Source organism: Staphylococcus roterodami (assembly GCA_022493055.1).
In the GTDB taxonomy this organism is placed as follows: domain Bacteria; phylum Bacillota; class Bacilli; order Staphylococcales; family Staphylococcaceae; genus Staphylococcus; species Staphylococcus singaporensis.
Map to the genome: position 1 here is coordinate 2067418 of CP092781.1, position 13645 is coordinate 2081062.

Genomic DNA, 13645 nt, shown 5'->3' on the forward strand with positions numbered 1-13645 from the left:
TTTGAATTAAAGAAATAAAATTGATATTTATGTGACTTTCCACACATATTTTCGAGTTATTCTTAAATCCCCCACTTCCTCTTAAACACTTTTTATACAAATTGCATGTATTAATAAAACTTTTCAAACATTGTTATATCAATACATCAAAGGATAATCACAAAGAAGCTAATCTAATTTTATGAATAAATATGTAAAATAATGGTTTTATTTTCATAAAAAGTTTGCTATCATGTGTTCATACGAAATATTCAGATAACTACAATGAGGTGAATTTTATGAAAGAGAAAATTGTTTTAGCATATTCAGGAGGACTAGATACAAGTGTTGCCGTACAATGGCTCATCGACAAAGGATACGACGTTGTAGCATGTTGCCTTGATGTTGGTGAAGGTAAAGATTTAGATATCGTTTATCAAAAAGCTTTAGATATGGGTGCTATCGAATGTCACATCATTGATGCGACTAAAGAATTTAGTGATGATTATGTAAGTTATGCAATCAAAGGAAATTTAATGTATGAAAATGCATATCCATTAGTTTCTGCATTATCTAGACCACTAATTGCCAAAAAATTAGTAGAAATTGCTGAAAAAACAAATTCAGTAGGTATTGCACATGGATGTACTGGTAAAGGGAATGACCAAGTACGTTTTGAAGTTGCAATCAAAGCTTTAAATCCTTCATTAAAAGCATTTGCACCAGTACGTGAGTGGGCTTGGAGTCGTGAAGAAGAAATTGATTATGCAATTAAGCACAATATTCCAGTATCAATCAACCATGATTCACCTTATTCTATTGACCAAAATTTATGGGGTAGAGCCAATGAATGTGGTATTTTAGAAGATCCTTATGCTGCACCACCAGAAGATGCTTTCGATTTAACAAATGCATTAGAAGATACTCCAGATACGGCTGATGAAATCATTATAACGTTTGAAAAAGGTATTCCAGTTCAAATTGATGGTAAATCTTATCAGTTAGATGATTTGATTTTAACGTTAAATGCATTAGCTGGTAAGCATGGAATCGGTAGAATTGATCATGTTGAAAATAGACTTGTAGGTATTAAATCAAGAGAGATTTATGAAGCACCTGCTGCTGAAGTCATTTTAAAAGCGCATAAAGCATTAGAAACTATTACATTGACAAAAGATGTTGCACACTTTAAACCGGTCATTGAGAAACAATTTGCTGAACAACTATACAACGGTTTATGGTTCTCACCTTTAACTGATAGCTTAAAATTATTTATTGATAGTACTCAGCAATACGTGACTGGTGATGTCAGAATTAAATTATTCAAAGGGAATGCCATCGTAAATGGTAGAAAGTCACCTTACACTTTATATGATGAAAAATTAGCTACTTATACAAAAGAAGATGCATTTAATCAAGACGCTGCTGTTGGCTTTATCGATATCTATGGTTTACCTACTCAAGTAAATGCAATGTTACATGGAGGCTATAGTAATGAGCAATAAAGCTTGGGGAGGTAGATTTGAAGTACAACCTGAAGAATGGGTAGATGACTTCAACGCTTCCATTACCTTTGACCAAACGCTCATAGATCAAGATATCGAAGGCAGTATCGCACATGCAACGATGCTTGCTAATCAAGGCATTATAAGCCAACAAGACAGCGAACAAATAATAAAAGGATTAAAATCTATTCAAAATGATTATCATCAAGACCAAATTCAATTTAGTGCATCATTGGAAGATATCCATTTAAATATTGAACATGAATTAATTAAACGTATCGGTGATGCCGGTGGTAAATTGCATACTGGACGTAGTAGAAATGATCAAGTCGCAACAGACATGCACTTATACACTAAGAAACAAGTTCAAGATATCATCGCATTAATTAAGTCATTACAAGGTGTTATTGTCGACATCGCTTCTAATAATATCGATACAATTATGCCGGGATATACTCATTTACAACGTGCACAGCCCATTTCTTTTGCGCACCATATTATGACTTATTTTTGGATGTTACAACGAGATCAACAACGATTTGAAGATAGTTTAAAACGAATTGATATTAATCCTTTAGGTGCAGCAGCATTAAGTGGTACCACATACCCTATCGATAGACATGAGACAACAGCATTGTTGAACTTTGGCAGTCTATACGAAAACAGTTTAGATGCGGTCAGTGATAGAGACTATATTATTGAAACATTACACAATATTTCTTTAACAATGGTTCACCTATCTCGTTTTGCAGAAGAAATCATTTTTTGGTCTACAGATGAGGCTAAATTTATTACATTATCAGATGCTTTTTCAACTGGTTCATCTATCATGCCTCAGAAGAAAAATCCTGATATGGCCGAATTAATTAGAGGTAAAGTTGGACGTACAACTGGTCATTTAATGAGCATGCTTATGACTTTAAAAGGCCTACCTTTAGCATATAATAAAGACATGCAGGAAGATAAAGAAGGATTATTCGATGCAGTTCATACAATTAAAGGTTCTTTACGTATCTTTGAAGGTATGATTAAAACGATGACAATTAATAAAGATCGACTAAATCAAACTGTTAAAGAAGATTTTTCAAACGCAACGGAACTTGCAGACTATTTAGTGACTAAAAACATTCCATTTAGAACTGCACATGAAATTGTTGGAAAAATCGTTTTAGAATGTATTCAACAAGGTCATTATTTATTAGATGTGCCTTTAGAAACATACCAACAACATCATTCAAGTATTGAAGCAGATATTTATGATTATTTACAACCTGAAAATTGTTTGAAACGACGTCAAAGTTATGGCTCAACGGGACAAGATGCTGTAAAACAGCAAATTGAGGTTGCGAAACAATTATTAATAGATTAATTACGGTTTTAATATATTTACCCACTTTGTCATTTTAAAAGGCAAGTGGGTATTTTTCTGTATTGATTTATGAATTGTGGATTATTTTTTTTAATACCTAAAATATTTGATAATTCTTTTAAATTTATATTACAGTCATGTTATAAATTGTAAAATAAATGTGTAAAGCGTTTTCATAAAGAAAGTTTTATAGTATTTTTAAATTGTCATACTAAAAAAATAGAGATGAAAGGACAATGACTATGACAAATTCTTCGAAAAGCTTCACTAAATTTATGGCTGCTTCTGCTGTTTTTACAATGGGATTTTTATCAGTACCTACTGCTGGTGCAGAACAAATGAATCATATCACAAACAAATCACAAGCAATAAAATGGCATACAAACCTAACGAATGAACGTTTCACAACAATTGCACATCGTGGAGCTAGTGGTTATGCGCCTGAACATACCTTCCAATCATATGATAAGAGTCATAATGAATTAAAAGCTTCTTACATTGAAATTGACTTACAACGTACAAAGGATGGGCACTTAGTTGCCATGCATGATGAAACTGTTAATCGAACGACTAACGGTCATGGTAGAGTTGAGGATTATACTCTTGATGAATTAAAACAATTAGATGCTGGTAGTTGGTTCAATAAAAAATATCCAAAATATGCAAAGGCAAGTTATAAAAATGCCAAAGTGCCGACTTTAGATGAAATTTTAGAACGTTATGGTCCGAATGCAAATTACTATATTGAAACAAAATCACCTGAAGTATATCCAGGTATGGAAGAACAATTATTGGAATCATTGAAAAAACATCACCTTTTAAATAACAGTAAATTAAAAAAAGGACATGTCATGATTCAATCATTTTCTGATGCAAGTTTGAAGAAAATTCATAAACAAAATAAGCACGTTCCACTTGTAAAATTAGTTGATAAAGGTGAACTACAACAATTTAACGAACAGCGTTTGAAAGAGATACGTTCTTATGCTATTGGTATAGGCCCTGACTATACTGATTTAAACGAACAAAATACGCATCATTTAAAAGATTTAGGTTTTTTAGTACATCCATATACTGTAAATGAAAAAGCTGATATGCAACGTTTGAATGGTTATGGTGTTGATGGTGTATTTACAAATTTTGCTGATAAATATAAAGAAGTCATTAAGTAGGATTATTAATATTCAAATAGTTGTTTAAATGATAATTCTAGATAATATTTTAGTTATTACAACATAAAAAAGCAGTAAGTTTATTTTTCCGTAGAAAATATCTTACTGCTTTTTTCGAATTCATAATTCAATATATTTAATTATGCCCAGCCACGATATCTTGCCGCTTCTGCTGTACGCTTAATACCAATAATATATGCTGCCAGTCTCATATCAATTTTTCTATTTTGAGACAATTCGTAAATTGTGTCGAATGCCGCTTCTAGTTTTTCACGTAATTTTTCGTTAACTTCTTCTTCTGACCAGTAATAACCTTGGTTATTCTGTACCCATTCGAAGTAAGAAACGGTTACACCACCAGCACTTGCTAACACGTCTGGTACTAGTAAAATACCACGTTCAGTTAAAATACGCGTTGCTTCTGGTGTTGTTGGACCATTAGCTGCTTCAACAACAATGCTAGCTTTAATATCATGTGCATTGTCTTCTGTAATTTGGTTTGAAATAGCTGCTGGCACTAAAATATCACAATCTAGTTCAAACAATTCTTTATTTGAAATTGTTTCTTCGAATAGATTTGTTACTGTACCGAAACTATCACGACGATCTAATAAATAATCTATGTCTAAGCCGTTTGGATCGTGTAATGCACCATATGCATCAGAAATACCTACAATTTTTGCACCTAAATCATATAAGAATTTAGCTAAGAAACTTCCGGCATTACCGAAACCTTGTATGACAACTTTGGCACCTTCAATTTGCATATTACGACGCTTTGCAGCCTGTTCAATCGCAATAACTACACCAAGTGCTGTTGATCTATCACGTCCGTGTGAACCACCTAAAACAATTGGTTTACCTGTAATGAAACCTGGAGAATTAAATTTATCTAATGCACTATATTCGTCCATCATCCAAGCCATAATTTGTGAGTTTGTAAATACATCTGGTGCTGGAATGTCTTTGTTTGGACCAACGAATTGTGAAATCGCTCTTACATAACCGCGTGATAAACGTTCAACTTCATGAATGCTCATTTGTCGTGGATCACAAACGATTCCACCTTTACCACCACCATATGGTAAGTTTACAATGCCGCACTTCAATGTCATCCACATTGATAATGCTTTTACTTCTTCTTCATCTACGTCTGGGTGGAAACGCACACCACCTTTTGTTGGTCCAACAGCATCATTATGTTGTGCACGGTAACCAGTGAATGTTTTAACAGTACCATCATCCATACGAACTGGAATACGTACTTGCAACATTCTTAATGGTTCTTTAATCAAATCATACATACCTTCGTCAAATCCCAATTTATGCAATGCTTCTTTAATAATTCCTTGAGTAGAAGTTACTAAATTATTGTTCTCAGTCATGATCCTTTTCGCCTCTTCTTTACCTAATGATTTCGCTTTCAAACATATTGTAACATAACGTATTTCTTTTTAAAGCCCTTACAAACTGATTGTTACAACTTTTTGACATTATTGAAATACATGTCTAATTTTTTCAAGTGCAAGATCTAATTCTTCTTTCGTAATAACTAATGGTGGTGCAAAACGAATGACCGTATCATGCGTTTCTTTACATAATAAACCTTCTTCTTTCAAAGCTTCACAGTATGGTCTAGCACTTTCATTCAGTTCAACACCAATGAATAATCCACGTCCACGAACTTCTTTAATTGATGGATGATCAATTTGCTTTAATTGTTCTTTAAAATACTCTCCTAATTCTAAAGAGCGTCCTGGTAAATCTTCATCAACAATTACATCCAATGCAGCAATAGATGCAGCACAAGCGAGTGGGTTACCACCAAATGTAGACCCATGTGAACCTGGAGTAAAGACATCTAATACTTCTTTATCCGCTAATACAACTGATATTGGGAATACGCCACCACCAAGTGCTTTACCTAAAATATATACATCCGGTTTCACATTATCCCAATCCGTAGCAAACAATTTTCCTGAACGTCCCAATCCTGCTTGAATTTCATCAGCAATAAATAATACATTGTGTTCATCACATAATTCTCTTATTGCTTTTAAATATCCTTCTGGTGGAATATTAATACCTGCTTCACCTTGAATTGGCTCAACTAAAATCGCTGCAGTATTTTCATTTATTGCTGCCTTCAATGCGTCTACATCACCAAAGTCTACTTTTCTAAATCCATCTAATAACGGACCATATCCACGTTGATATTCTGCTTCGGATGATAACGACACTGGTGCCATCGTACGACCATGGAAATTACCATTGAACGCAATAATTTCTGCTTTATTTGGTTCAATACCCTTAACATCGTATGCCCAGCGACGTGCTGCTTTTAAAGCTGTTTCTACTGCTTCAGCGCCTGTATTCATTGGTAAAGCTTTATCTTTACCTGCTAGTTTACAAATTTTTTCGTACCATTCACCTAAATTATCACTGTGAAAAGCACGTGAAACTAGAGTCACTTTATCAGCTTGATCTTTTAATGCTTGAATAATTTTCGGATGTCTATGACCTTGGTTAACAGCGGAATATGCAGATAACATATCCATATATTTATTGCCTTCAGGATCTTTAACCCATACCCCTTCAGCTTCTGAAATGACAATTGGCAATGGTAAATAATTATGTGCTCCGTAATGATTTGTTAACTCAATAATTTTTTCAGATTTAGTCATCATATCTCCCCTTTTCATCATTTATAACTATTATACATGAAACATTATCCAAATAATTACATTAGTTTTCAAAGCAGATACTTTTTCACCAATAAAGATGAATTAATAACTAAGCTTCATTAAATTTGTCTATTTTGAAAACCCTTACATTTATAATGACATAATTGCTTTAATGATTACAAGCAAAAGAATTGATAATTTTACACTTAATCAAAAGTATATTTTACTAAGATATTTTTATTTATAAATATTGAAAACCACTAACAAATTGCATACACAATATCATTAGTGGTAAGTTCGAAATGCTTATTTATCTTTATTAGGTAATGGGTAAAACCCTTGATTAAATTGGTTCCATAAGTTAGGCGTCAAATGATGTTTATCTTCTCTTTCTGGATCAAAATAATTTATAATTTCATCTTCTCGTCCATCTTTAATTTTCTCAATAAATTGATAATCTAAAAGTAATTCACGACCAATTGCTACTAATTCCACACCAACATTTTCAACAGCATCTAATGCTTCATCAGCAGTAAAAATAGACCCAATGCCAATAAGTGGCATACGTCCGTTTATCCATTTATGAATTAGTGGTAACCTTTCTTGACCCGCATATTTCCCTTCACGTGTCGTTGCATGAGTATCGATCATCGATACATGAATATAGTCAATAGACATTTGGCTAATTGTTGTAACTAATTCTTCAGTAATTTCCATTGTAATACCTGGAGATTCCGCTTCTTCTGGAGACAATCTATATCCAACAATAAAGTCTTTTTTACCAAATTGTTCTTTCGCTTTAAGTACTTCTTCAATAACAGCCACTGGGAATTTATATTGATTTGCCCAGATATCGTTTCTTCTATTGTAATATGGGGATACAAATTGATGAATTAAGTAATGATTTGCACCATGAATTTCAACTCCATCAAACCCTGCTTCAATTGCTCGTCGTGTTGCCTCTCCAAAATCTTTTATCGCTTGTTCAATTTCTTGAGCCGTCATTTCTCTTGCACTATGCTCTTGTTTTTGCCCAAAACTTTTTAAAGAAATCGGACTTGGAGCAATCACATCTCCATCAGGTGTTAATTCAGGTAATGCTTGTGCGCCACCATGATGAATTTGAACTAATGCTTTAGCTCCATTTTTCTTCATAACTTTTGCTAATCGTTTTAATCCTTCAATATCACTATCATGTGCAATTGATGGCTGCCCTGGAAATGCTTTTCCAACATCACTAACATTACTTGCTGCGTTAATAGATAGGCCAACGTCTTGTGAACGTTTTTCAATATAAGGAAGTTCTACTTCTGAAATTGTACCGTCATCATTTGAAGAAATATGTGTTAAAGGGGCTAACACAAAACGATTTCTTAACACTACGCCATTTGGTAATTCTACTTTATCAAACAATGGTTCATATTTACTTTTCATTACTTAATTCCTCCTTAAAAATATTGAATTGACTATAACATGATTTTTTATCGTTCTCCAATTATCTGTTTATAGATTGAATCATTATGGTAATATTCTTTTTAATTATCGAGCTTGTATTTAAAATCTGTTAAAAAAATTAAACGTAACTTTATTTTAAGATGCAGTGTGTCAAGAGGTTTCGAAAAATTTTTTAAATAAATTTTTATGGTTATAAAGAAAGAGTATAAATAGAAGATATATAAGTTGATTGTTATTACTAACATTATATCACAAAACCGCTATACAAGAAAAGAATTACAATTATAATGTTTATATACATTTCTTATGCATTATGCCAACGCCTTTTCACTTCCGCACTCGCGCTTAAACGCTCGCTTAGACCACCTTATTTTTAGTGATAGGTTCTTACAGAACACAATCACTAAAAAGTAAGGTCATTAGGGTTATGTGCGTCTCTAATTATATTCTAACATTCTCATATACTCACTTGTCTTATAATTTTGCTTCATTCTTGGACGCTGATTAATTTGTAGCACGGCTATTTCTACATCTATATCAGAAACATTTACAAAATCTGTATCTTTAGGAAAATATTGACGTAATAATCCATTTACTTGTTCTATAGAACCACGTTGATATGGACAACCCGGATCGCTAAAATAAACAGAACAATTCAACTCACGTTCAATTAACTCAAATTTCGCAAATTCCTTACCTCTATCAATCGTAATCGTTTTAATATTTTCTTGTTTCAATATTTCTACAATCGTTGAACATACAACATCAGAACGTCTTGTAGGTAAAATTTTCGCATATAAAAATCTCGTTTTACGTTCTAAAATCGTTAATAAACAATATCGAGAGGGACGTTTACTCCAAATAGTATCTATTTCATAATGTCCAAATTCTTCACGTTTTACGACTTCTATTGGACCGACTACTTATTGAACGATGCTGACCTATTTTAATTTTGCCACGTTCTTCAGTTGTTTTTGTATACTTTTTTCCACCTCGGCGCATATCTTTCACTTTATTTACTCTAATTTGTCCAGTATTAATATATCTATATATAGTAGAAAAGCTAACATAATAGCCAATATCTTTTTCCATTTCTGAAGAAATCTGTCTAGGTGACCACTTTAAAGACAATTTCTGTTCAATATACTTCTTTATAGTAGGATTTAATGCACGCATCTCTTCCTTCTTTTTTTCTGGCATTTTCTTAGTTTCTTTAGCCATTTGATGCGCTTTTACAGGGTCATATGTTCCATCTTCTTGAGAACGATGATTTAACTCATAATAAATCACATTATGATGTCTACCTAATATATTCGCAATTTGTAATATGGATAACCCGTCATCAAGATATTTCGCTATTGCTAAACGTGTATCCAAATCAACTGCAACCCTTCTCTTTCGTTGTGTATTCTTTTCAGTCATTTTCATCTTCTCCTTTACATTTTTAAACATCGTTTATAAAATATAATAGAAGAAGATGTTAAAAGAAAGCAACTCCCAAACTTATCAATCGCTTTAGGGAGTTGCTTTTATCTATTCTTTTAAATTCTCTTCTTTATAATCTGGTTTATTTTCTTTCATGAACTTTTCAGGTTTTGCATTATAAACTTTTTCATATTTCTCTGTTGTCTCGTTTTTTCCATATAAACTAGTCCATAATTTAGTACTATCATTATCCCATTTATAAGATAAAGTAATAAATTTCCCATCATTATAAACATTTATATTACTTTTTTTACGTTCAAATTTATTAAAATCACCACTAGTATCACTAGTTCTTTTTTCTTCTAATTTAGAAACTTCCTCAATTTCTTTATCATACTTTTTACCGCATGCAATTAAAGCTGTAGATATTACTAAAATCAATGTTATCAATAAAAATCGCTTTGTCATGATATAATCATCTCCTTTTTATTGAATTATATCATTATTTTATAAATTATCCACGCCCATTTTTTTGTAAATTAAAACGCTGTACATCATTAATTAACCATTTATCATTTGTACGTACCATATCAAGTTGTACAGATGTTTTACGGTTCTCAACTTCCTTTTGCCCCTCAGTATCAATACGCTCATTAAACTGCACAAATACTTTATAGTTATCATGCTTAGGGTCATACTGATCAAAATATACATGAATATCACTCACTGTTACATCGTCGAAAATACTAAACTTCTCTCTATTATCACTAAACAATACATCATAATATTTTTCTGTTACTAATGTCTTAAGTGGTTTAGCTTTTTGTTTAAATGATGACCCTTTTTTTAACGTAAATAGCTCTGTTGTAAATGCTTGTGCTGTCTCACGTATTTGTTTTTCTTCCTCCGCAATCACTGTTTTAGATTGGCGTTTTACACGTTGATGTAATGCCTTATTCGTATCTTTTTTTTGTTGTAATGATTGTTTTAATTCACTCACATGATTCTTTTCTTTTTGAACTTGTTGCTTCGTTGTTTGTGTACCTAAAAAATAAGCACTCACTGTTAAAACTGTCACAATCACAAAGCCAATAATCTTTAATTTCATCGTTATCTACTCCTTATCATGAATAAAACTAATGCCAGATTCTACTTTCATTTCTCTTTGCGATACGATATAAGGTCCTTTAATATTCATTTCTGTCACAGTAAATGTTTTATCATCTTTCACATCAATCACAACAGCTACATGTCCTGTTACTGGCGGTGCACCACCAGCACCAGGCTCGGCAATCATTAACGCACCTACAGCGGGTTTACTATTCACTTTATAACCTTCCTCTTTCGCTCTATCATTCCAAAATTGCGCATGGAACCAATACGTCGATATCGGTTTTCCCATTTTTTGACGAATACCATAGGCATACCATGTACATTGACCCGCTGTATATAAATTACCTTTACCTGCATCTGAATTACTCCATTTTGGCAATTTACCACTAAACTTAATATCTTTACCACCAGTAGACTTACATACAGCGCCATCACCATCACTTAATTTTTTCATCATTGATTTTACCGTTGGTATCCATTGCTTATTCATATTATTCGGGTCATTTGAAGCACCTACAGGCGCATATTTTGGCCCAATTTTCTCTGGTGTCGTTAATCCTTCTTTAATATAAACATCATATAAATTCTTTGCGCCTGCCTCAAGTCCAGCTTCAATTGTTGGATACGTAGAATCATGAATCGACTTTGTACCCATCACAGACAATGGATTCTTTTGACGCGTCGCATTTTCTCCTTTACCCCAACCGGATTCACTCGCAATAATTGCCATAAATAAATTCTCTGGTATTTTATGCTTTTTCGCAATTTTTACAATCACTTTTCCTTTACCTTCTAATGCGCCACCTTTCGCATTTTGTTCAAATACCGCAATACCTTTATCTTTAACATCACCACCCACACACGACATGTCACCATCTGTTTGTTTGTCTTCCTCTGGACTAAATACAAACATCAATATCACAGGAAACAAGAAAAACAAAACACAAAACAATATCAGACCAATTTTTAATAATCTAAATTTAATGCCAATCGGCGTTTGTTTCATCACTTCTTTTACAACAGTCTTTTTATTTACCATGTTTATTAATATCCTTTTGATTTTTCAATCGATCATAAACATGTTTTGTTTGTGAATTTCGTTTAAATGTCGCCTCATTTGTATGTGAACGTGGTTGATATGGTTTATCTTCTCCAGTTTGTATACGGCGTTTTTCAATATCTTTATCATAAGAAGATTGAACGTCTTTATTAAACGATTGACTACGTCTTGATACTTCTTTTGGCGGTTGAGACGAATAAGTAGGGCTAAATGATTCTGTTTGCGGGTTACGTTTAATTTCTTTTTTATGTTTTACATCACGATGCATACCATCATCTTGTGCGATTCGTTTTGATTTCGTATAACCTGACGGTTTTGAATAAGATGGTTTCGAATAACTAACTAAACCTACATTAGGAGCGCCATGCATCTCTTCTTGTTGATTACGTCGTTTAATTTCTTTCGAATTATTGATTGAAATAGGCGTATCTGGTTGTTGATTTCGCTTTAGATTATTATCATTGTTATTTATCATCGGTGGTTCTGGATTATCACGTTGACCATCACGTTTATTCTTTTTATCTTCTGCTCGTTTTTGACGACGTTTATTAAATTCATCTTGTCCTTTGCGCATTACATCAGCACCTAATTTTTGAGGCGATAAACTTAAATTGCCACGTGTCACAAAATCAATGATTTCACTACGTTTTTTATACAGTACAAACAAAATAATCATTAAGAATATCACATTTAAAAAATAAGCTTGTTGGCTTTCTGGTTTCACAAATGCATTCGCAATATCAATTGAAAAACCAATCACCACAAATAAAAATGTCATACAGGCACTTAAAATAATATACCCTAATGTACGTGCTAATGCTTTAAATACTGATATTTCAAAACCAGGGATAAAGCTAATAAGCCAACTAAACGCTAAAAATAAGAATAAAATGAGCGCAAAAGCTGAAAAGATGACTTTCGCAAAACTAATCGAAAGAAATATAATAGATAAAGCAATCGTAATAATTAATGTAAACATCGCAATACCTAATTGCCCAAATACATGTGTTTGTTTCATAGCTGTATTATTATATTTATCTACTTCATCTTTAACTTTACTTTCTATTTTTTCTTGTTCATCTTTTGAATTAACTTTTATATCTAAAATATTATCAATTCTGTTTTTACCTTTTTTCTTGATTTCATCTTCATTTACAGTACCATAATTCATAATCAGATAAGGCTTATATAACGCCATATCAAAATATTGATTACGTATCTTGTTAATGCCTGAATTTTCATTTACATAATCAATATCACCATTAATAGAACTTGTACTATTCATAATGACATTATTTAAACCTTTACCAACATTATTTGTACCTTTAATCACAAAGCTGGCATTCGCAAGGACTCCCACACCAAAACCAATTAAACAAAAGATTAAAAAACCACGTTTTAATGCTTCATGCATATTACCTTTAACTGAAAAAACAATAAACGCATTTAAACAAATCACAATAAACAACGTCATCACAATATTACTTAACAATTTTTGATAAATATCACCGACAAATTGACCGACTTTATCCGCAAAATCGTTTAATACATCAAGCTGATATAAATTCTCTATCGCATAATCAGTAATACTTACAATCAACTTGTCAATTTCAAAAAAGAAATTGGTTACATTATTAACTGTTTCTGCGACCTCATCTTTACCAAATGGATTCCAATCTTCATCTTTTTGAAACCATACACGATAACGTTCTAAATCTATATCACCATCAGCTTTATCATCTACTTTATACTTTTCAATCTTCGCATCTACCGCATTCGTTGGTTTTCCTACTGGATTAGCGACGGCATCAGCCGTTGCCCCTGTTATTAAAAACAAGGGCAAAATTAAAAAGCATAAAAGATATAAACTTTTACGCTTCATT

At 32.4% G+C, this 13645-nt stretch carries 12 protein-coding genes; 3 read left to right on the forward strand and 9 right to left on the reverse strand.

All coding sequences use genetic code 11. The features are described 5' to 3' along the window. The first annotated feature begins 278 nt into the window (after positions 1-278). The 3 genes from ML436_10095 (at position 279) to ML436_10105 (ending at position 4025) form a co-directional block, all read left to right on the forward strand. Entirely contained in the window at positions 279-1484 is a 1206-nt protein-coding gene (locus ML436_10095; protein ID UMT77496.1) for an argininosuccinate synthase, read from the forward strand. Beyond that, a complete protein-coding gene (gene argH / locus ML436_10100; protein ID UMT77497.1) occupies positions 1474-2853 on the forward strand; it encodes an argininosuccinate lyase in 1380 nt (459 codons plus the stop codon). Before ML436_10095 ends, argH begins: the two co-directional genes overlap by 11 nt. Before the next feature lie 242 nt (positions 2854-3095). Continuing rightward, complete coding sequence (locus ML436_10105; protein UMT79513.1) at positions 3096-4025, forward strand: glycerophosphodiester phosphodiesterase; 930 nt, start codon at positions 3096-3098, stop codon at positions 4023-4025. 140 nt (positions 4026-4165) lie between these two features. Here ML436_10105 and ML436_10110 read toward each other — a convergent pair whose 3' ends face one another. The 9 genes from ML436_10110 to ML436_10150 all read right to left on the reverse strand — a co-directional run bounded on the left by ML436_10110 (position 4166) and on the right by ML436_10150 (position 13644). Continuing rightward, the gene (locus ML436_10110) at positions 4166-5410 is read right to left on the reverse strand and encodes a Glu/Leu/Phe/Val dehydrogenase (protein UMT77498.1); all 1245 of its coding nucleotides are present in this window, start codon (positions 5408-5410) and stop codon (positions 4166-4168) included. A gap of 108 nt (positions 5411-5518) precedes the next feature. Then, positions 5519-6709 carry an ornithine--oxo-acid transaminase gene (locus ML436_10115; protein ID UMT77499.1) on the reverse strand — a complete coding sequence of 397 codons (1191 nt, stop codon included), beginning with the start codon at positions 6707-6709 and terminating at the stop codon, positions 5519-5521. A gap of 306 nt (positions 6710-7015) precedes the next feature. Further along, positions 7016-8143, reverse strand: a complete 1128-nt coding sequence (locus ML436_10120) for an NADH-dependent flavin oxidoreductase (protein ID UMT77500.1) — start codon at positions 8141-8143, stop codon at positions 7016-7018. A 458-nt stretch (positions 8144-8601) separates the two neighbouring features. Continuing rightward, entirely contained in the window at positions 8602-9027 is a 426-nt protein-coding gene (locus tag ML436_10125) for an IS30 family transposase (protein UMT79514.1), read from the reverse strand. Positions 9028-9055: 28 nt separating this feature from the next. Beyond that, entirely contained in the window at positions 9056-9586 is a 531-nt protein-coding gene (locus tag ML436_10130) for a helix-turn-helix domain-containing protein (protein ID UMT77501.1), read from the reverse strand. A 111-nt stretch (positions 9587-9697) separates the two neighbouring features. Continuing rightward, on the reverse strand, positions 9698-10057 hold the full coding sequence (locus ML436_10135; GenBank protein ID UMT77502.1) for a DUF4467 domain-containing protein: 360 nt from the start codon (positions 10055-10057) through the stop codon (positions 9698-9700). A gap of 46 nt (positions 10058-10103) precedes the next feature. Continuing rightward, on the reverse strand, positions 10104-10697 hold the full coding sequence (locus ML436_10140; GenBank protein ID UMT77503.1) for a hypothetical protein: 594 nt from the start codon (positions 10695-10697) through the stop codon (positions 10104-10106). 6 nt (positions 10698-10703) lie between these two features. Next, positions 10704-11741, reverse strand: a complete 1038-nt coding sequence (locus tag ML436_10145) for a CHAP domain-containing protein (protein ID UMT77504.1) — start codon at positions 11739-11741, stop codon at positions 10704-10706. Continuing rightward, complete coding sequence (locus tag ML436_10150; protein ID UMT77505.1) at positions 11731-13644, reverse strand: hypothetical protein; 1914 nt, start codon at positions 13642-13644, stop codon at positions 11731-11733. Before ML436_10150 ends, ML436_10145 begins: the two co-directional genes overlap by 11 nt. Position 13645: the final 1 nt, after the last annotated feature.